Genomic DNA, 20838 nt, shown 5'->3' on the forward strand with positions numbered 1-20838 from the left:
TCGGTCGTGCCTTACATCGCCAAGAGCCTGGAAGCCCTGGACGCCCCTGCCGGTCCGTTCCAACGTCTTACGGAACTGGCCTGCACGGTTTTCGATGCGCCCGCCGCCGTCGTCACCCTGGTCAGCGGCGACAACGCCGTCCTCTGGTGCAGCGATCGTGAACTGGTCCGAAGCCTGCCGCGCGAACGCACCCTCGGCGACCGTCTACTACGCCAGGGCAAGGGCGCCGTCCTGGTGGTCGAAGACGGTCTGGCGGACCCCGCAGCGCGCAATCATTTCCTGGTGGCGCCCCCCTATAATCTGCGTTTCTACGCCGGCGTAACGATCTGCGGCCCGGACGATCAGCCGCTGGGCGCGTTCGGCGTCATGGATCGCAAAGCCCGCCCCCATCCCTCCGACGCCCAGATCGCGACGCTGCGCACGCTTGGCGCCATGGCCGAAGACATCATCGCGTCGCTGGAAGTCGGTCGCGTCAGCGATGAGCGCCACGGCACGTTGGAGCTGATCGAGAATATGGCCGGGGTCGGTCATTGGCGCTTGGAACTGGCCAGCGGCAAGGTCCACTGGTCCGACGAGGTGTTCCGCATCCACGGTCTGGATCGCAAAACCTTCGATCCCCAGGTCGATTCGGCCATCGACCGTTATCACCCCGACGACAGGCCCGGATTGCTGGCGGCGATAGAACATTCGGCCGAAACCGGCGATGGCTACAAAATGCGTCTGCGGCTGATCCGCGCCGATGGCGAGGAGCGTGCGGTTCTGACCCAGGCGCGCGCCGAACGGGACGACGCCGGGGTCGTGAAGGTCCTTTATGGCGTGTTTCAGGACATCACGGACCAGCAGGCCCAGATCGCCCGCGCTCAGCGTGACGAGGCGCGCTATCGGCTGTTAGCCGAAAACGTAGGCGATGTGATCACCCGCGTTCGCCCGGACGGCACCAGCAAATACATCTCGCCGGCGATCGAAAGCCTGCTCGGCTGGACCACCGAAGAGATGAACGGCCGGCCCATGGACTATGTCCATCCCGACGATCGGGAAATGGTGACCCGGGCCGTGCTGGGCACCATCCACACCAAGGAGCCGTGCCGGCTGGAGCACCGCGCCCTTCATCGCGACGGTTCGATCGTCTGGGTCGAATGCACCTTCCGCGCCCTGGCCGCCGAGGTTGGCAAGCCGTCGGAGGTGGTGGTGGTCATCCGCGACATGACGGATCGAAAGATCCTGGCCGACGAACTGGTCACCGCACGCGACCGGGCCGAGGCGGCGGCGGCGGCCAAGAGCGAGTTCCTGGCGAACATGAGCCATGAACTGCGCACGCCTCTGACCAGCGTCATCGGCTTTTCCAACCTGCTGAAGGCCAGCGAGGCCTTGCCCGAAGCCGAGAAGGGCTATGTCGCGCGCATCGCCACGGCGAGCGAAGCCCTGCTGTCGGTCATCAACGACGTGCTGGACTATTCCAAGCTTGAAGCCGGCATGATCGAGCTGGAGCCCCAGCGCTTCGACCCGGCCGCCCTGGCGCACGAGACGGTCCAGATGATGGAGGCCCAGTGTCTGGCCAAGGGTCTGGCGCTGCACGTCGATCTGGCGCCGGACTTGCCGGATCGCCTGATGGGCGACCAGGCCCGTCTTCGGCAGATTCTGCTGAACCTGCTGGGCAATGCGGTGAAGTTCACCAGCCAGGGCTCGGTCAGCCTGTCAGTCGGCGGAGCCTTGGAGGCAGACGGCGCATGGCGGCTGACGGCGGAGGTGACCGATACCGGCATAGGCATGAGCCCTCAGACCCAGGCCCATCTGTTCGAACGTTTCTCGCAGGCGGATCGGTCGACGACCCGGCTCTACGGCGGCACCGGCCTGGGGCTGGCGATCTCGCGGCGACTGGCGCGGGCGATGGACGGCGATATCGTGGTCACGAGCCAGCCCGGCCTGGGATCGACGTTCACGGTGACCGTCCCGCTGCACATCGCCGAGGGCGGATTGGAAGACGAAGGGCCGCGCCTCAGCGTCATGCCCGAGGGACGCGTGTTGATCGCCGACGACGCACCGGCCAACCGCGAACTGATCAGCGTCATCCTGGTCGGCATGGGACTGGAGGTCGCCACCGCCAGCGATGGAGCCGAGGCGGTGCATGCGGTGCAGTCCGAAGTCTACGACCTCGTCCTGATGGATATGCAGATGCCGGTCATGGACGGCTTGACGGCCACGCGCGAGATTCGCCGGATTGAGCAGGGCAGCGGACGCCGACTGCCGATCATCGCCCTGTCCGCCAATGTTCAGCCGGACCAGATCCAGCTGTGTCGCGACGCCGGCATGGACGACCACCTGGCCAAGCCGCTGCAACTGCCCGCCCTGGTTGCGACCCTGTCGAAGTATCTCGACAAATCGAACGCTCCGATCGCGGCAGATGCGACTGCGCCCGGTCGTTTCGCGACCCACTGAAGGCAAGGCCCGGACAGCAAAAAGCCCGCCGAAGCGGGCTTTAAATGGTACGTCCTCTCGGGCTCGAACCGAGGACCCTCTGATTAAAAGTCAGATGCTCTAACCAACTGAGCTAAGGACGCACCGCGCGACGTCCGGGCTGGCCCGAACCGTCGAAGGGCGCCTTCTGTTGTAATCCGGCCTTCCGGTCAAGACCTGGTCTGCTACTCATTGGGCATGAAACCGTTAAATGGCGTCCGCATCATCGAATTCGACGGCTTGGGGCCGGTCACCTTCGCCGGAATGATGCTGGCGGACCTGGGGGCGGAGGTGGTGCGGCTGACGCGCGACGCCTCGGCCGGACCGGCGGTCTTTGACGAGGTCGGAGGCGAGGTCCTGCACCGGGGAAGAGCGGCCGTCCCGGTCGATCTGAAATCACCGGCCGATCGCAAGCGCATCCTGCAACTGATCGATGGGGCCGACGCGGTGATCGAAGGTTTTCGACCCGGCGTCATGGAGCGGCTGGGCTATGGTCCTGAGGTCCTCCGGGCGCGAAAGCCCGCGCTGGTGTTCGGACGTGTGACCGGATGGGGCCAGACGGGACCGCTGGCGAACGCGGTCGGGCATGATCTGAACTACATCGGCCTGTCGGGCGTGCTGCACGCCATGGGCGAGGTGGATCGTCCGCCCTCCCCGCCGTTGAACCTGGTCGGAGATTACGGCGGCGGGGCCATGCTGCTGGTGGTCGGGGTGCTGGCCGCGCTGGTGGAGGCCAGGACGACGGGCCAGGGACGCGTGGTGGACGCCGCCATGACGGACGGTGCGGCTCTGCTGGGCGGTCTGTTCCAGGCCTTGCGAGGTCGGGGACTGTGGAGCGACCAGCGCGGATCCAACCTGCTGGACGGGGGCGCGCCCTTCTATCGCTGCTACGCCTGTCGCGACGGTGGATTCGTGGCGGTGGCGGCGCTTGAGCCGCGCTTCTACGCTGCGCTGCTGGCCGGCTTGGCAATCGATCCGGCTGATGCGGTTCAATACGACATCGCCGCCTGGCCGGCCCTGCAGGCGCGGCTTGCGGCCTTGTTTGCGAGCCGAGACCGTGACGACTGGAGCGCCCATTTCGCCGGGACGGAAGCCTGCGTCACGCCCGTGCTGAGCCTGGACGAGGCGACGGATCATCCGCACAATCAGGCGCGTGGAACATTTCAAAGCGGCCTGCCGCAACCCGCGCCCCGCTTCGACGGCGTAGTTTATGCGCCCTCTTCCAAATCCGAACTGACCTTGGATCAAATGGTCACAAAATGGTCCGATCACGCAGGATGACCGACGCAGATTTCGGCGCTAAGGGAACAGCTTAGCGCGACAGGCGTTTCGTCGGCGGAGACCGGGGACTTTCATGACACGCTCGATTTTTGTCTTGGCCGCTGCCGCTAGCGTGCTCGCGCTGTCGGCCTGCGACGACCGTCCTTCGCGCGCTAACGACGACTATCGCGAGATGTCGGTCGAGCCGGCGCCCCCGCCGGTCAAGGAAGAAACGCCCCCGCCCGCGCCAGAGGTTCAGGACCCGACGCCCACGCCGCCGCCGTCGACGACGCTTCCGCCTGAGGAACGCACGTCTGAACAGTCTGTCCAGCCTGAGAGCGAGACGCTGTTCTACTGACGAACAGGTATGCCGGGGGGCGTCCTTTTGACGAAAGATCGAGATCGAGTTTGACGTTCAGGCCTACTCTGCTGGTCGCCCTCGCGGCGTTTTCGGCCTGCGCCCATGCAGCGGCGGCGGAACCCCGCGCGCAGATCCGGGGCGACATGGACGGCGATCTGCGGCGGGCGCTGGAGCGGGCCGTGGGCGAGGTGGACGGCGCGCCGGCCAGCCGCTTCGAGGCGCGTCGCCGCGCCGAGAGCGCCGTGACCTCGGCGACCGCCCTGCTGCGGTCCGAAGGCTACTATCAACCGGTCGTCGAAGACATCGTCGAGGGCGAGGAGACGCCGATCGCGGTGGTCTCGGTCGAACCGGGGCGCCGTTTCCTGCTGACCGATCCGACGATCCAGTGGGCTGATCCCGCGCCGGAGCCCCAAGCGGCGGACAAGGCCAAAGACGCCATTGCCCTGAAGGCCGGCGATCCGGGGCGGGCAGCGGACGTCATATCCGGCGAAGGTCGGGCCGTGGCGGCGTTGGTGCGTGACGGCTATGCCGACGCCAAGGCCAATCCGCGCCGTGTCGTGGTGGATCACGCGGCCTTCACCGTCGCGCCCGAGTATCGCATCGCCTCCGGCGCGCTGGTGCGTCTGGACGGCGTGCGTCTGACCAGCCAGGGCCGCACCAATCCCGCATGGGTCGCGGGCCTGGCGCCGTGGAACGAGGGCGATCGCTACGATCCCGAACTGGTCGCGGAGCTGGAACGCCGCCTGCTGGACACCGGCGTCTATGACGGCGTCAGCGTCGCGCTGTCGCCGCTGGACCAGATCACCGCCGACGGTCATCGCCCGGTTGTGGTCAGCCTGCAGGATCGACCGCGTCGCGTGCTGGAGGCCGGCGCCACCTGGTCGACGGCGGAGGGCGCGGGCGTGGACGTGATCCAGACCCGCTACAATCGCTTCGGCCGCGCCGATACCTTGAGGCTGGAGGCGCGACTGGCCGACATCGACAGCCGGATCGGCGCCGACCTGTCTCTGCCCCACTGGCGTCGGCCCGGCCGGACGCTGAAGCTGGGCGCGGCGGTCGTCAACGAAGACACCGACGCCTATCTGCGCACCGCCGTGGTTCTGTACGCCGACCTGCAACAGCGGATCGGCAAGACCTCCTATTTCAACTACGGGATCGGGCTGGACGCCGGGCGCTACAGCGAGACCCGCTACGACTTCACCACCCTGCCGCCGCAGCGCGTGACCTTCGACCGCGATCTGGCGATCATCACCGCGCGGACCAGCGCCTACATCGATCGCTCCAACGATCCGCTGAACCCGACCAAAGGCTGGCGGGTCAATCTGGCGGTTCAGCCGACGGCGGTGACCGGCGAGAGCAACATCCTGTTTCTGCGCACCGAAACGCAGGCCACCGCCTACTTCCCCGTCGCGGGTGATCGCACCATCCTGGCCGGGCGCATGAAGATCGGCTCCATCGTCGGCGGCAGCGAGCTGAACGTGCCGGCCGACCGTCTGTTCTATTCCGGCGGCGGGGGTTCGGTGCGGGGCTATTCGTACCAGAACGTCAATCCGCAGCTGCCGGACGGCACGCCGCGGGGCGGTCTGTCGTTGTTCGAAACCTCATTCGAGGTGCGCCAGTCGATCGGTCAGAGCTTCCAAGCCGTCGCCTTTGTCGACGCCGGCTCCGTGGGCTTCCAGGAGACGCCCAACCTGACCAACATGCGCTACGGCGCAGGCGTGGGCGTGCGCTACATGCTGCCGTTCGGACCGATCCGGGCGGATGTCGCCATGCCTCTCAACAAGCGTGAGGGCGACTCGGCCTTCCAGATCTACATCAGCATCGGGCAGGCGTTTTGACCGATACACCGCCCGAAGCCACACCTGAACACGCGACGACGCCGGCCAAGGCCGCGCGGCCCGCAAAGCCGCGTCGCGGGCTGATCAAACGTATCGCCCTGGGCGTGGGCGTCGTGCTGGCCGGACTGCTGGTGCTGATCGCCGCCGCCCTTGTCGGAGGGCGTTACTACATCGCCTCGGACGGCGGTCGCGACTTGGTGCTGCAACGGCTTCAGGACCTGAAGATCAGCCGCTACGGCCGGCTGAAGGTCTATGGGCTGAAAGGCGATCTGCTCAGCGACTTCACCATCGACCGCATCACATTGGCCGACAGTCAGGGCATCTGGCTGGAGGCGAACAACCTCAGCATGGACTGGTCTTATCTGGCCCTGCTGGGCCGCAGCTTCCATGCAAACGACATCAAGGCCGAGACCATTCGCGTCCTGCGTCGGCCCGTGGTCGAGCCGCCCACCGGCGAACCGCCCAGCCCCCAGCCGATCTCGGTTCGCATCGACAAGTTCGCGGCCAATATCGAACTGATGGAAGGTTTCTCCAAGGAATACGGCCGCTGGAGCCTGTCGGGGAACGCCAGCTTGCCGCGCGCCGGGGCCAAGAGCGCGACGGTCAACGCCGACAGCCTGAACCGACCAGGCGACTTCCTGCGTCTGGCGGCGACCTTCGGCGGCAAACTCGAAGACACGCGTCTGAACCTGCGCGCCAATGAGGCCCAGGGCGGACCGCTGGCCGGCGCCTTGGGCTATTCGCCGGATCAGCCGTTCTCGGCGGTCGCGGTTCTGAACGCGGATGTCGTCAATGCGCGGGTCCAGACGGGACAGTTCGTCCCCCTGATCGTCCAGGGCCATTTCGGCGACAAGGGCTCGCGCGTGGCGGGCTTCGCCGACTTCAGCAACTCCGATTTGCTGGCGCCCTTCGTCACAAAGATCGGTCGTACTGCACGGTTCGGCTTCGCCATGGTCCCGACGCCGGACAAGGCCAGCCAGGGCGTGGCGTGGAAGCTGATTTCCGACAACGTCCAATCAGAGGCGCGCGGCCTGATCCGCAACTCCGATCGCAGCTCACCCGACGGGATCAGCCTCAACATTCAGACGGCCTCGCTGAGCCGGCTGGTCGGGTCCGATGTGGCCGGACCAGCGGCCTATTCCGGCCTGTTCAAGGGCGACGCCCAGACCTGGACGCTGGACGGCCAGGTCACCCTGCTGAACGCCAATGTCGCCAGCTATCGCGCCACGCGCATCGCCGGACCGCTGAACGTCGCGGTCAAGCACGGCCGCATCGATCTGGACGGCGACATTCGCGCCAACGGCGGATCAGGCGAAGGCATCATCGGCGGTCTCCTGGGGCCGGCCCCGCGCGTGCAGATGAAGGCGGCGCGGATGAAGGACGGCGCCATCCTGCTGACAAAGGTTGATCTGCAGGGCCAGGGCCTGACGCTGAACGGCTCGGGCTCGCGCTATCTGCTGGGCGGGATGAACTTCCGCGGCGAGGCGCAACTGACCGACGCCAGGCGCGTGCTGCCCGACGCGCGCGGCGCCTTCGGCGGTCCGATCCGGGCCTCGTCGGCGCGGACCGGCGCGCCGTGGGTGCTGAACTTCGACGGACGGGGCCGCAATCTGACGGTGGGTCTGGACGAACTGGATCGCCTGCTCGGCAAGACGCCGCGCCTGCAACTGGCCGGCAAGCTGAACGGCGGACGCATCGAGGTCGAGCGCGGCGAACTGACCGGCGCGGCCGGGCGCGCGGGGGCCAAGGGCATCATTGAAACCGCCGGCAAGCTGAGGCTGGCGCTGGACTGGAACGCGCGCGGTCCGTTCGCGGCCGGGCCGGTCGAGATCGGCGGCGACATGAACGGACGCGGCGCCCTGACCGGCACCCTGGCCCAGCCGCGCGTCGATCTGACCGCCGGCTTCCAGCAAGTGACGGCCGGCGCTCTGACGCTGAACAACGCCGACCTGACGCTGAGCTTCCGCAAGGGCGCGGATGCGTCGGACGGCCGGATTTCGGTGGTCAGCGGCTCGAACTATGGTCCGGCGCGCGCCTCGGGCAACTTCTTCCTGGGCGGGAAGCGCATACGGCTCAGCGATCTGGACGTGGATGCCGGCGGCGTGACGGCCAGGGGCGCCATCGCCCTGTCCGACAGCATTCCCTCCAGCGCAGACCTGACCTTCTCGGCGCGCGCTGGGGCCTTCCTGGCCTCGGGCGAAGCCAACGGACGGGTGCGGCTGACCGACGGCGGCGGATCGGACAGCGCCATTCTGGACGTCAGCGGCCGCAATGTCCGGCTGGCGGGTCAGAGCTGGATCATTCGCAAGCTGGATCTGGACGGGCGCGGCACCCTCAACAACCTGCCTTTCACCCTGGCGCTGGACGTGGGCGGCCCAAACCCGGCCCAGTTTAACGGCACGGGCGTCTATTCCCGGCAGAACACGACCCACGGCCTGACGCTGCGCGGCGGCGGACGGGTGCGCGAGGTGGCGTTCACGACCCGCAGCCCGGCCTCGATCACTCTGAACGGGGCCACCCGCACTGCGCATCTGGATCTGGGCGTGGGCGGCGGCGTGCTGCTGGCCGACCTCCGTCAGGATGCGCGCGGCGCGGCGATCCAGGCCGACCTGACGCGGGTCGATCTGGGCTCGATCTCTCCCGAACTGCGCGGCAGCGTGACGGGTCAGGTCGCCCTGCGCGGCGCCGGCAGCGATCTGTCGGGCACGGCCAATATTGCGCTCCAGAACGTGCGCAGCATCGATGCGCCGCGCGGCCTGGCCGTCGATGGACGGGTGGACGCGACCCTGGCGGGCGACCGGCTGAGCATCAAGGCGACGGCGGTCGACGAGGGCGCGGTTCAGGCCTCGGCTGACGTCGTCCTGCCGGTCGAGGCCTCGGCCGCGCCGCTGCGGCTGGCCATCGCCCGGACACGCGAGATGTCGGGCCGGGTGTCGATCAACGGTCAGATTCAGCCGATCTGGGACCTATTCCTGGGCGGCGACCGCAGTCTGGCGGGTCAGGTGGCGGGTCAGGCGACGATCGGCGGGACGCTGATCGCACCGCGCCTGAATGGCCGGTTCGATCTGAGCCAAGGCTCCTATCGCGAGAATGCGGTCGGTCTGGTGCTCAGCGACCTGACACTGCGGACCCGGTTCGATGACACAGCCGCCCAGATCGAGACCTTCACGGCCAACGACGGCAAGGGCGGCACGGTGTCCGGCCAAGGCCGCATCGGTCTGCGCCAGGGCTCCGGATCGAATGCGCAACTGATGCTGAACCGCTTCCGGGTCATCGACAACGATATCGCCGAAGCGCGCGCCTCGGGCCCGGTCACCATCGTGCGCGGCGCCGACGGCAATATCCAGTTGGGCGGCCGCATCGACATCGACGAGGCCAAGATTGAGCCGGAACTGCCCGGCGCGACCGGCATCGTCTCGATGGATGTGGTCGAGATCAATCGTCCCGGCGGCGATCCGGAGGAGACCGAGCAGAAGGCGCGCGGCCCGCAGATCGGCATGGACATCGTCCTGCGTTCCAGCGGCGGCAAGGTGCGGGTCAACGGTCGCGGCCTGAACGTGATCCTGGACGTGAACGCCCGGGTGCGCGGCACCATCGCCCAGCCGCAACTGACCGGCACGGCCAATGTGGTGCGCGGGGATTATGAGTTCGCGGGCAAGCGGTTCGTGTTCGATGACACCGGACGCGTCACCCTGTCGACCGATCCCAAGCAGATCCGTCTGAACCTGGCGGCGACGCGCGAGGACGCGGCCCTGACCGCATCGATCAACGTCACCGGAACGGCCGCCGAACCCAAGATCGCCCTGACCTCGACCCCGTCCCTGCCCCAGGACGAAATCCTGTCGCAGGTGCTGTTCGGACGTTCGGCGTCACAGCTGTCGGCCTTCGAGGCGGCGCAGCTGGCGGCCGGGGTCGCGGCCCTGGCGGGCGGCGGCGGGTTCGACGTGATCGGCAACCTGCGCGAACTGGCGGGTCTGGACCGGCTGTCGTTCGGCGGCGACGCGTCTGCGGTCACCGTTGCGGGCGGTCGCTACATCACCGACGACGTCTATCTGGAGGTCATCGGCGGCGGGCAGAACGGTGCGGCGGTCAAGGTCGAATGGCAGCCTCGGCGCAACGTCGCCATCGCCTCGCAGTTCGGCGGCCAGGGCCAGACCAGCCTGTCGATCCGCTGGCGTCACGAAAGCCGCGAGGCGGGCGACCGCCGTCCGAACCGGGGTGGTCGCAACCGCTAGACCAGCCCGTCGGATCTGTCGCTAGAGGACCTCCAGCACCCGCTCCACGGGTCGGCCGATGACGGCGCCCTTATCGGTTTCGACAATCGGACGTTCGATCAGGATCGGCTGCGCGATCGCTGCGGCCAGGATGGCTTCGTCGTCTGCGCCGGCGTCCAGCAGCGCCTTGGCGTCGGCCTCCTTCTTACGCAGCAGGCCGGACAAACCGAGGCCGGTTCTGGAGGCCAATCGCTCCAGCGTTTCGCGGTCCCATCCGGTTTTCAGATATTCGACCACCGTCGGTTCGACGCCCTGTTCGCGCAACAGGGCGAGGGCGTTGCGCGACGTGCTGCATTTCGGATTGTGGTAGAGGACGACCGACATCACGCCTCCTGCTTCAGGCGATGCAGCAGCATGGCGCCCTGCAGCGACGCGACATAGATCACGCCCGACACGATCATGGCGGGCCAGGTCGTCAAGTTGATCCACAGCGGAAGATCCGGCGACGGCAGGGTCCCCAGCAGCCGCATCCCCAGATTGGCCACTACGCTGTAAGCGATCACCGCCAGCATGATGATCGGTATGGCGCGCGTCATCGTGCGCCACTGCACCACCGCCAAGACGCTGTAGAGCAGGACGGAGAAGATGGCGCTCGAGGCGATCAAGTATGGCCACATGACCTTCATGAACTCGCGTTGAATCGCAGCCTGATCCGCCGACAGCCCCATCTTGGCGTACTCCGCGCTCATCGCCGTCTCGAACCAGCCCGAGGTGAACATCCACCAGGTCGGGATCAGGCCGACGATCAGGGCGATGACCAGCCCGATCACCATCGCGCGCGCCGAACGCTGGGCCTCAGCCATGCCGCGCGGCAGCTTCATCGGGTTCATGGCGCGGAGCCAGAGGTCGATCGTTTTGCGTGTCATTTTGCGTCCCTGTTCGCGCCCGAACCTAGCGGCGATCGGCGACGACTTACAGGCCCCGACCTTCACCTTTGAGGTCGAGGCGTCTAGGGTCCGGCCGATGCGGATTCTGACCTCGGACCAGGCCGTCCTCGACCACGTCGCCGCGCGACGCGAGACGATCATCGGCCGCACCATCGACTGGGCGAACATCAACTCCGGCAGCCGCAACGCCGCCGGGCTGAATGCTGTGCTGGATGTTTTGGAAGCGGCGGCGAGCGCCCTGCCCGCCCGTGTCGAACGCCTCCCGACACAGGGCTCGACCACCGTCGCCGACGACGGATCGGTACGGACCGAGGCCCATGCCGACGCGCTGAAGATCACCGCCCGGCCGGATGCGCCCATCCAGGTCGTGCTGACCGGCCACTATGACACTGTCTTCCCCGCCGACAGCCGGTTCCAGACCGTGACCACGCGCGCCGACGGCGCCCTGAACGGGCCGGGCGTCGCCGACATGAAGGGCGGGATCAGCGTGCTTCTGGCCGCGCTGGAGGCCTTCGAGACCCATCCAGACAAACACGGCGTCGGCTGGACCGTGCTGCTGAGCCCCGACGAAGAAATCGGCTCGCCCGCGTCCGCCCCGCTGCTGGCCGAACTGGGCGCCCGCGGCCATGTCGGCCTGACCTACGAGCCGGCGCTGGCGGACGGCACGCTGGCCGGCGCGCGCAAGGGCAGCGGCAACTATCATCTGATCGTGACGGGTCGCGCCGCCCACGCCGGCCGCGCCTTCGACGAAGGCCGCAATGCGGTTGCCGGCGCCGCCATCATCGCCGCCGCCCTTCACGGACTGAACGGTCAGCACGCGGGCGTCACCGTCAACGTCGCCAAGATTTCGGGCGGGGGCGCATTGAACGTCGTCGCCGACAACGCCGTGGTGCGCTTCAACGTCCGGGTGCCGGACAAGGCGGCGGCCGACTGGATCGACGCCTCCGTGCGGGCCATCGCCGCGACGCCGCCGTTCGAGGGTCTGACGCTGGATCTGCACGGCGGCTTCACCCGTGCGCCCAAGCCGATGGACGCCGCCCAGACCGCCCTGTTCGAGGCGGTGAAGGAAGCCGGGGCCCTGCTGGGCCAGCCCATCGCCTGGAAGCCTTCGGGCGGGGTATGCGAGGGCAACAATCTGCACGCCGCCGGCCTGCCCAATATCGACACCCTGGGCGTCCGCGGCGGCGACATCCATTCGGATCAGGAGTTCGCCTGGCCCGACAGCTTCGTCGAGCGCGCCCAACTGAGCGCCCTGATCCTGTGCAAGATCGCATCGGGCGAAATCGATGCGGCCAAACTGAAATCCCTGCGGATGGAAACCCTGTAGAATGCTTGTCGTGCGTCCCGCCGGCCCAGCCGATCTCGATCATCTGCTGGAACTGGCCATCCTGTCCGGCCCCGGCTTCACCAGCCTGCCCGAAGACCCCGACGCCCTGGCCGATCGGCTGGAGCTGAGCCAGGCCAGCTTCGAAGGTCGCGTGCCCTGGCAGGAGGCCTGGTACACGCTGATGCTGGAAGACGGCGACACGGGCGACATCGACGGCGTCGGCTCGGTCAAGGCGACAGTCGGACTGAAACGACCCTTCTTCTCGTTCCGCGTCGTCAACAACACCGTCCAATCGCCCTCGCTGGGGGTGAAGCTGGACCACCAGACCCTGGTTCTGGTCAATGAATGCACGGGCTGGACCGAGGTCGGTTCGCTGTTCCTGAAGGCGGATCGGCGAAAGGGCGGCGCGGGCCGTCTGCTCAGCCAGTCGCGATACATGCTGATCGGCGCCCAGCCCGAGCTGTTCGCCGACAATGTGCTGGCAGAATTGCGCGGGGTCTTCACGCCCGACGGCGCCTGCCCGTTCTGGGACCATGTGGCGCACAAATTCTTCCCGATGGAGTTCGACCACGCCGATCGGATGACCGGCTCGACGGACAAGCAGTTCATCCTGGACCTGGCCCCGCGCCATCCGATTTACGTCGAACTGCTGCCCGAACCGGCGCGCGCGGTGATCGGCAAGGTCCATCCGCAAGGCGTGCCGGCCATGGCCCTGCTGGAAAGCGAGGGCTTTAGGCCCAATGGTCTGGTCGACATCTTCGACGCCGGTCCGACCGTCGCCTGCGGCCGCGACAATATCCGGACCGTGCGCGACGCCCGGCGTCTGACGGTTCAGATCGTCGAGGGCGTCGAGGCCGAGTTGCCGGCCCTGATCTCGACCGACAGCGTCGCCGCCTTCCGCGCCGTCCGCGCCAAGGCCGATATCGACGGCGACGTCGTTCGCCTGACCGCCGAAACCGCCGCCGCGCTCAAGGTGCGCAGCGGAGACCCTGTGCGAGTAAAATCATGACCCGTTTCACCTCCACCGATCCCGCCACTGAAGCGACCAACTGGGAGGGCGAGGCCGCCAACCCGGCCCAGGTCCAGGCCGCCGTCGACGCCGCCCGCGCCGCCTTCCCCGCCTGGGCCGATGCGCCGCGCGCCGACCGGATCGACGCGGTGAAGCGCTATCAGGCCGTCCTGAAAGACCGCGCGCCCCAGATCGCCGAAGCCATCGCGCGCGAGACCGGCAAGCCGCTTTGGGAAACCAAGACCGAGGCCGCCGCCATGATCGGCAAGGTGGACATCTCGATCCGCGCCTATGACGAGCGCACCGGCGAACGGACCAGCGACACGGCGTTCGGCCGCGCGACCCTGCGGCACCGTCCGCACGGGGTTGCGGCGGTGCTTGGCCCGTTCAACTTCCCCGGCCATCTGCCGAACGGCCATATCGTCCCCGCCCTGCTGGCGGGCGACACGGTCGTCTTCAAGCCGTCGGAGGAAACGCCCCTGGTCGGTCAGGTGATGGCCGAAGCCTTCGCCGCCGCCGATCTGCCGACCGGCGTGGTCAATGTGGTTCAGGGCGGGCGCGAGACGGGCGCGGCCCTGCTGGACGCCGGCATCGACGCCCTGATGTTCACCGGCTCGGGCGCGGCGGGCGCGCATTTCCGCAGGAAGTTCGCCGACGATCCTCATGTCATCTTGGCGCTGGAGCTGGGCGGCAATAACCCGCTGGTCGTGTGGGATGCAGCGGATGCCGAGGCCGTCGCGGGCATCGCGGTGCAGTCCGCCTTCATCACCACCGGCCAGCGTTGCTCGTGCGCGCGTCGCCTGATCTTGCCGGAAGGGCCGCAAGGCGATGCGATCATCGAAGCCATCGCCGCCCTGTCCGACCGGCTGATCTTCGGCCCGTGGGACAGCGATCCCGAACCCTATGCCGGCCCGCTGATCTCGGCGCGTGCCGCCGAGGCGGCGCTGAAGGCGTTGCAGGAACGCATCGACATGGGGGCCAAGATCATCCGCGCCTCGGGGCCGGTCGCCAACCTTCCGGGCGCCTTCGTCGAACCGGCCATCATTGATGTGACGGGGATCGACGTGCCGGACGAAGAGATGTTCGCTCCCTTCCTGTCAGTGACGCGCGTCGGCTCGTTCGACGCGGCGATCCAGGCGGCGAACGCCACCCGCTACGGCCTGTCCGCCGGTCTGGTCAGCGATGATCCGAAGAACTGGAGCCACTTCATCCGCTGCATCCGCGCCGGCGTGGTCAACTTCAACCGGCCGACAACGGGCGCCGCCGGCGACATGCCGTTCGGTGGCCTGGGGGCCAGCGGCAACCACCGCCCCAGCGCCTATTACGCCGCCGACTATTGCGCCTATCCGGTCGCCAGTTTCGAGGCCGACGCCGTCGCCAATATCGAAGGCGAGATCAAGGGATTGCGATGATCAGCGCTGTCGAGGCCAACGCCGACGGTCTGATCGGGCCGACCCATTCCTATGCGGGCCTATCGCCGGGCAATCTGGCGTCCAGCCTGAACAAAGGCGAGGCGTCCAACCCGCGCGCGGCCGTGCTTCAGGGCCTCGACAAGATGAAGACCCTGGCGGACCTGGGCCTGCCCCAGTTCGCCCTGCCGCCGCATGAGCGACCGAATATCCCCTTCCTGCGGACCCTGGGTTTCACCGGCTCGGACGCCCAGGTCCTGGAGCGGGCCTGGCGCAGCGCGCCCTCTTTCGCCGCCGCCGCCTGTTCAGCCTCGCCCATGTGGGCCGCCAACGCCGCGACCGTGACGCCCAGCGCCGACGCCGCCGACGGCCGAGTGCATTTCACGCCGGCCAATCTGCACACCAATCTGCACCGCAGCCTGGAGCACTGGCAGACCAAGCGCGCCTTGGACGCCCTGTTTCCCGACACCAGCCGGTTCGTCGTCCATGACGCCCTGCCCGCGGTCGCGCATCTGGCCGACGAAGGCGCCGCCAACCACGTTCGCCTGTGCGCCCAACATGGCGGTCGCGGCGTCAATCTGCTGGTGTGGGGTCGCGAGGCGTTCGAGCCGTGGGACGGCCCCTTCCCCGCCCGCCAGACGCGCGAAGCGTCGGAAGCTATCGTCCGCCGCCACGAAGCCGGACGGCCTGTCCTGGCTCAGCAATCCCGCGCCGCCATCGCCGGCGGCACCTTCCACAACGACGTCGTCTGCGTCGGGGCGCTGGACACCCTGTTCTTCCACGAGCTGGCGTTCGAGGACACGGCCGCAACCCAGGCCGCCATCCGCCGCGCGGCTGATGGTCTGTTCGAGCCGATCTTCGTCGAGGTCTCATCCGCCGACCTGCCGCTGGCCGATGCGATCTCGAGCTATCTGTTCAACTCCATGCTGATCCGGGTTCCGGGCGAGGATCGCCTGACCCTGATCTGTCCGACCGAGACCCGCGACAACCCGCGCAGCCATGCGGTGGCGCAGGCCCTGGCCGCCTCCAACGGTCCGATCGGCAAGGTGCAGTACGTCGATGTGCGCCAGTCGATGCGCAACGGCGGCGGACCGGCCTGCCTGCGGCTGCGCGTCGTCCTGACCGAGGCCGAGCTGGCGGCGACGAACCCGGCCATGCGCCTGAGCGACGATCTGCATGCGCGTCTGTCGGACTGGGCCGGGCGCTGGTACCGGGACGAACTGCGCCCCGCCGATCTGGCCGACCCCGACCTGCTCACGGAAAGCCGGAGCGCTCTGGACGAACTGACAACGATCCTGAACCTCGGAACCGACTTCTACCCCTTCCAAAGAGGCTGATACGGCCATGACGACCGCAGCGCCCATGAGCCCCGCCCGCCGATTGAGAAATATCGTTGGCGGATCGGCCGGCAATCTGGTGGAGTGGTTCGACTGGTACGCCTATGCGGCCTTCACCCTGTATTTCGCGCCCGTCTTCTTCCCCAGCGAAGATCCGACTGCGCAACTGCTCAGCGCCGCCGCCGTCTTTGCGGTGGGCTTCTTGATGCGGCCCATCGGGGCATGGATTATGGGGGTCTATGCCGACCGCAAAGGTCGCAAGGCGGGGTTGACCCTGTCGGTGACCCTGATGTGCACCGGTTCGCTGATCATCGGCGTGACGCCCGGCTATTCCACCATCGGCCTGGCGGCGCCGGCGCTGCTGCTGTTCGCGCGGCTGTTGCAGGGCCTGAGCGTTGGCGGAGAATACGGATCCAGCGCCACCTATCTGTCCGAAATGGCCGAGCCGCATCGCCGAGGCTTCTGGTCCAGCTTCCAGTACGTCACCCTCATCTCGGGTCAGTTGATCGCCCTGCTGCTGTTGATCGTGCTGCAAAATACGTTGAGCGAGACGGCGCTGGCCTCGTGGGGCTGGCGCATTCCCTTCTTCGTCGGCGCGGGCCTGGCGGTCGTCGTCTTCTGGCTGCGTCGCCGGCTGGACGAGACCCATAAGGCGACCGAGGCCAAGGACGCCCCGAAATCCAGCGCCGTTCAGTTGATCCTGAAACACCCGAAAGAGGCGTTCATGGTGCTGGGCCTGACGGCCGGCGGCACCTTGGCCTTCTACACCTACACGACCTATCTCCAGAAGTTCCTGGTCAATACGAGCGGTTTTTCCAAGAACACGGCGACAGAAATCAGCGCGGCGGCCCTGTTCGTCTTCATGCTGCTTCAGCCGGCGGTCGGCGCGCTTTCGGACAGGGTGGGACGGCGTCCCGTGATGATCGCTTTCGGCGTGTTGGGGGTGTTGTGCACCGTGCCGATCATGACGACCCTATCGACGGTCGAGAGCCCTTTCGTCGCCTTCCTTTTGGCGCTGGCCGGTCTGGTGATCGTGTCGGGCTACACCGCGATCAATGCGGTGGTGAAGGCCGAGCTGTTCCCCGCCCATATCCGCGCCCTCGGCGTCGCCCTGCCCTACGCCATCGCCAATGCGGTGTTCGGGGGCACGGCGGAATATGTAGCGCTGTGGCTGAAAGGCGCGGGCGTCGAGAGCGTCTTCTTCTGGTACGTGACCGGCATGATCGGGCTGTCGCTACTGACCTTCATCCGCATGCGCGACACCAAGCACAACAGCCTGATCACCCATACCTGACGCCGATCAGGCCGCGAACCGCCCGCCGCGCTGGGCGTAGGCCTGGGTGCCGCGGGTGAACACCTGGTCGGTCGGCAGGACGGTTTCGATGGCGAGGTCGTCCTTGCCTTTCAGCGCCGCATAGACCGGGCCGAAGTCCTTGAGCGTCTCGTCCTTCAGGGCTTCCAGGCTGTCGATGACGAAATAGACCTGCTGGAAGTCGTCGATCCGGTACAGGGTCCGCATCACCCGCTCCAGGTCGAAACCCAGGCGGTTGGGCGACGGATCGTCCAGAGCAAAGACGCTCTCGGTCGCCGAGGAGACGATGCCGGCGCCGTAAATGCGAAGGCCGTCGGCGTCCTTCATCAGGCCGAACTCGACCGTGTACCAGTACAGGCGCGCCAGGTTCGGCAGCATGCCCAGGCTGGCCGCCCGCTGCCCACCCTTGCCATAGGCCTCCATATAGGCGGCGAAGTCGGGGTCGGTCAGCATCGGCACATGGCCGAACACGTCGTGGAAGATGTCGGGTTCCTGCAGGTAATCCAGCTGGTCCGGCTTACGGATAAACTGGCCCGAGACGAAGCGGCGATTGGCCAGATGGTCGAAGAAGACCTCGTCCGGCACCAGACCCGGCACGCAGACAACCGTCCAGCCCGTCAGGGCCTGGAGCTTGGGATTGATCACGTCGAAGTCGGGAATGCCGCCAGCGTTCAGATCCAACGCATCCAATCCCCGCATGAAGGCGTCGCAGGCGCGACCGGGCAGGATCTTCATCTGCCGGGCGTAAAGCGTGTCCCAGGTCTGGTGCTCGACCTCGGTGTAGGCAGCCCAGTTCTGGGGAATGGTCCAGTCGGCGGCCGCGCCCTCTGGCGGCTTTTCGAAGACGTGTTCGAAGTCGGACATGGCGTATTCCTCTTTTGCCGCCATCCTAGCCCGGAGCCGCCACGGCTTCCAACCGTCAGTGCAGACGTTCGTCCAGCGGGGCGTGGTGGCCCATGCCGTCGGTGGTGAACCACCGCTCGGCGTCGTCGGGCAACAGTACGGTATCGCCGTCTTCCAAAGCGCCCTCGGCCGCATAGGCGACAAAGCCACCGTCCTCGCCCAGGGCGAAGACGCGATAAAAGGGCTGATCCGGTCTGACCAAGCCGCTTTCACCGGCCGGTCCCTCATAGGCGTGATCGACATCCATCACGACGCCACGAAAGGCGTCGTCGCGGTGGCGTACGATCTGGCCGATGGCGAAGCGTGCGGTCTGAATGCGGGTCATCGCGCTTCATACGATCCAACTCATGACCCCAATGCCTGCCGGTCTGTTCATCTTCCTGACAGAATGGCTTGGCGCGGACGATCCTGGCGGGTTAGGCTGACCAGGACGGGCGCCGCTTTGGACCGCCCACAACGGATGACGGCCCATGCCGGAGACCCACGGCGCGCCCCGACGGCGCGACGAGCGGTCCCAGCCTTCCCGTTCGCGGGATGCGTCGGGTCGAGATGCGCCGCTGTATGGCGCGCTCGATCTAGGGACCAACAATTGCCGGCTGCTGATTGCGCGGCCGTCACGCGAAGGCTTTCGCGTGGTCGACAGCTTCAGCCGCATCGTTCGGCTGGGCGAAGGCCTGTCGCGGACGGGCCTTTTGGACCCGCGCGCCATGGACCGGGCCTATGACGCCCTGGCCCTGTGCGCCGAACGGATCGTGCGCAAGGGCGTCGATTCGGCGCGATTGAGCGCCGTCGCCACCCAGGCCTGCCGCGCGGCCGAGAACGGCGCCGACTTCATCGACCGTGTACGCAAGGGCACGGGTCTGCGTTTGCGGATCATCGATCCCGCCGAAGAGGCGCGACTGGCGGTCGAGGGATGCCTGAATCTGATCGACCCCAAGGCCGAGGCGGTGCTGGTCATCGATGTCGGCGGCGGCTCGACCGAGATGTCGTGGCTGAAGCGCAGCGGAACCGACTGGACGACCACCGCCTGGATGTCGGCGCCGGTGGGGGTCGTGACCCTGGCCGAGCGGCATCCCGAGCCGCCGAACTCCGGCGAGGCCTGGTACGAGGCCATGGTCGCCGACATGGGCGCGGCCATCGCAGCGGGCGGGATCGTCGACGAACCGATGCTGGAGTTGTTCCGGCAGAACCGGGCGCATCTGGTCGGCACCTCGGGCGCGATCACCAGCCTGGCCGGCATCCACCTGAATCTGCCGCGCTACAATCGCGACCGGGTCGATGGATTGTGGATGACGCGCGCGGACTGCGAGGCGGCGGCGGATCGGCTGAAGGCGCTGGGACCGGACGGGCGAGCGCGCGAGGCCTGCATCGGTCCTGATCGGGCGGACTTGGTGCTTGCGGGCGCTGCAATCCTGGAGGCTGTCCAGCGGGCCTGGCCGTCGGAACGGGTGCGGGTCGCGGATCGGGGCCTGCGCGAAGGCCTGCTGCTGCAAAGGATGCGCGAAGACAAGAAACCGCCGAGAGGACGGCGTCGGCGGCGCGGACGGGGGCGGCCGGCCCCCGCCGCCTGATCAGGCGGCGGGCGTCACGCGCACCGGCAGTTCGATGTCGCAGACCGAGAAATCCGCGCCGCGCGCCTGACGCGCCTGCTGCGCCAGGGTCTGGAAGGTGGCGGAATTGGTGTTCAGGACGGCCGCCGTCGGACGTTCGGCGGCGGGCAGATCCGACGCCACGCGAACGCGGGTCATCTGATCCGGTCCCTGAACCAGGCCATCCGGCGTGTCGCTGGCCTTCAGCGATCGCACGACGTCCAGACCGGACACGACCCGACCCCAGACGGTGTAGCGCTTGTCCAGCGCCGGATAGGCCTGACGCATCAGGAAGAACTGGCTGTTGGCGGTGTCGTTGCCCTCGTCACGCGCCATGCCCGCGACGCCCGGGCAATACAGCGCCCAACCGTGGACCTTCTTGTCGCTGGTGCCGGACATCAGGGCGTCGGGCTGGGTCTGGACGGGGATGGAATCGACAAAGCCGACCAAGGCGCCGACCGGAGCCGCGACTGGGGTGAAGGCCATGTCCGCGCCACGCCGGAAGGTGAACTCGGCCTTCAGGTCGGGATACCAGCTCTGCCCCTCGCCCGTGCCCAGCGGATCGCCGGTCTGGGCCATGAACCAGTCGATCACCCGGTGCCAGACGAGGTTGTCGAAGAAGCCGCGCGACGCCAGCAGCTTGATGCGTTCGACGTGGGCGGGCGCGATCTCGGGCGCCAGTTCGACCAGAACCCGCCCCTTGTTGGTGTCGATGACCAGCAGGTTCTCGGGCGCGATGGTCCTCCATTCACCGGGCGGCGGTGGGGGCGCGGGAACGGCGGTCGCGTCTTGCGCCAGGGCGGCGCTCGCCGTCGCAGCCAGCACGGCCGCCGCCATCGCCATCGTTCGTATCGTCATCGTCCCCTCCCCCGTTTGCG

Annotated in this window: 16 protein-coding genes and 1 tRNA gene; 11 read left to right on the forward strand and 6 right to left on the reverse strand. The window is 67.6% G+C overall.

Features of this window, described 5'->3' with window-relative positions; translation table 11 throughout:
* Positions 1-6: 6 nt before the first annotated feature.
* Positions 7-2436, forward strand: a complete 2430-nt coding sequence (locus tag E7T10_RS12400) for a PAS domain-containing protein (RefSeq protein ID WP_137722035.1) — start codon at positions 7-9, stop codon at positions 2434-2436.
* A 45-nt stretch (positions 2437-2481) separates the two neighbouring features.
* Here the strand turns inward: E7T10_RS12400 and E7T10_RS12405 are convergent.
* Positions 2482-2558 (reverse strand) — tRNA-Lys (locus E7T10_RS12405).
* Between the two features lie 88 nt (positions 2559-2646).
* Between E7T10_RS12405 and E7T10_RS12410 the strand changes: the two genes are divergently transcribed.
* From E7T10_RS12410 to E7T10_RS12425, 4 genes are all read left to right on the forward strand, one after another.
* Positions 2647-3735, forward strand: a complete 1089-nt coding sequence (locus E7T10_RS12410) for a CaiB/BaiF CoA-transferase family protein (protein WP_210416097.1) — start codon at positions 2647-2649, stop codon at positions 3733-3735.
* Positions 3736-3829: 94 nt separating this feature from the next.
* A complete protein-coding gene (locus E7T10_RS12415; RefSeq protein ID WP_246846011.1) occupies positions 3830-4072 on the forward strand; it encodes a hypothetical protein in 243 nt (80 codons plus the stop codon).
* Between the two features lie 50 nt (positions 4073-4122).
* Complete coding sequence (locus E7T10_RS12420; protein ID WP_137722038.1) at positions 4123-5913, forward strand: autotransporter assembly complex family protein; 1791 nt, start codon at positions 4123-4125, stop codon at positions 5911-5913.
* Positions 5910-10148, forward strand: coding sequence for a translocation/assembly module TamB domain-containing protein (locus E7T10_RS12425; RefSeq protein WP_137722039.1), 4239 nt, complete (start codon positions 5910-5912; stop codon positions 10146-10148). Before E7T10_RS12420 ends, E7T10_RS12425 begins: the two co-directional genes overlap by 4 nt.
* A gap of 21 nt (positions 10149-10169) precedes the next feature.
* Here E7T10_RS12425 and arsC read toward each other — a convergent pair whose 3' ends face one another.
* Positions 10170-10511 (reverse strand): arsenate reductase (glutaredoxin), encoded by a 342-nt coding sequence (arsC, locus tag E7T10_RS12430; RefSeq protein WP_137722040.1) that lies wholly within the window; start codon positions 10509-10511, stop codon positions 10170-10172.
* Positions 10511-11053, reverse strand: a complete 543-nt coding sequence (locus E7T10_RS12435; protein WP_137722041.1) for a hypothetical protein — start codon at positions 11051-11053, stop codon at positions 10511-10513. Before E7T10_RS12435 ends, arsC begins: the two co-directional genes overlap by 1 nt.
* Before the next feature lie 97 nt (positions 11054-11150).
* Between E7T10_RS12435 and E7T10_RS12440 the strand changes: the two genes are divergently transcribed.
* From E7T10_RS12440 to E7T10_RS12460, 5 genes are read left to right on the forward strand one after another with little or no spacing between them, the layout of a single operon-like run.
* Positions 11151-12401: a hydrolase gene (locus E7T10_RS12440; protein ID WP_137722042.1), complete on the forward strand. Its 1251-nt coding sequence runs from the start codon at positions 11151-11153 to the stop codon at positions 12399-12401.
* Position 12402: 1 nt separating this feature from the next.
* The gene (locus E7T10_RS12445; protein ID WP_137722043.1) at positions 12403-13410 is read left to right on the forward strand and encodes an arginine N-succinyltransferase; all 1008 of its coding nucleotides are present in this window, start codon (positions 12403-12405) and stop codon (positions 13408-13410) included.
* A complete protein-coding gene (gene astD / locus E7T10_RS12450) occupies positions 13407-14822 on the forward strand; it encodes a succinylglutamate-semialdehyde dehydrogenase (protein WP_137722044.1) in 1416 nt (471 codons plus the stop codon). Before E7T10_RS12445 ends, astD begins: the two co-directional genes overlap by 4 nt.
* Positions 14819-16156 carry an N-succinylarginine dihydrolase gene (astB, locus tag E7T10_RS12455; protein ID WP_137722045.1) on the forward strand — a complete coding sequence of 446 codons (1338 nt, stop codon included), beginning with the start codon at positions 14819-14821 and terminating at the stop codon, positions 16154-16156. Before astD ends, astB begins: the two co-directional genes overlap by 4 nt.
* A gap of 7 nt (positions 16157-16163) precedes the next feature.
* Positions 16164-17450, forward strand: coding sequence for an MFS transporter (locus tag E7T10_RS12460; protein ID WP_137722046.1), 1287 nt, complete (start codon positions 16164-16166; stop codon positions 17448-17450).
* Between the two features lie 6 nt (positions 17451-17456).
* On the opposite strand, the gene phhA is transcribed toward E7T10_RS12460, so the two are convergent.
* Positions 17457-18332 (reverse strand): phenylalanine 4-monooxygenase, encoded by an 876-nt coding sequence (phhA, locus tag E7T10_RS12465; RefSeq protein WP_137722047.1) that lies wholly within the window; start codon positions 18330-18332, stop codon positions 17457-17459.
* A 55-nt stretch (positions 18333-18387) separates the two neighbouring features.
* A complete protein-coding gene (hspQ, locus tag E7T10_RS12470; RefSeq protein WP_137722048.1) occupies positions 18388-18696 on the reverse strand; it encodes a heat shock protein HspQ in 309 nt (102 codons plus the stop codon).
* Between the two features lie 145 nt (positions 18697-18841).
* On the opposite strand from hspQ, the gene E7T10_RS12475 reads away from it, so the two are divergent.
* Complete coding sequence (locus E7T10_RS12475; protein WP_137722049.1) at positions 18842-19942, forward strand: Ppx/GppA phosphatase family protein; 1101 nt, start codon at positions 18842-18844, stop codon at positions 19940-19942.
* On the opposite strand, the gene E7T10_RS12480 is transcribed toward E7T10_RS12475, so the two are convergent.
* Positions 19943-20818, reverse strand: a complete 876-nt coding sequence (locus tag E7T10_RS12480; RefSeq protein WP_210416098.1) for a peptidylprolyl isomerase — start codon at positions 20816-20818, stop codon at positions 19943-19945. It lies immediately after the preceding gene.
* Between the last annotated feature and the right edge of the window lie 20 nt (positions 20819-20838).

The organism is Brevundimonas sp. SGAir0440, from assembly GCF_005484585.1.
GTDB lineage: Bacteria > Pseudomonadota > Alphaproteobacteria > Caulobacterales > Caulobacteraceae > Brevundimonas.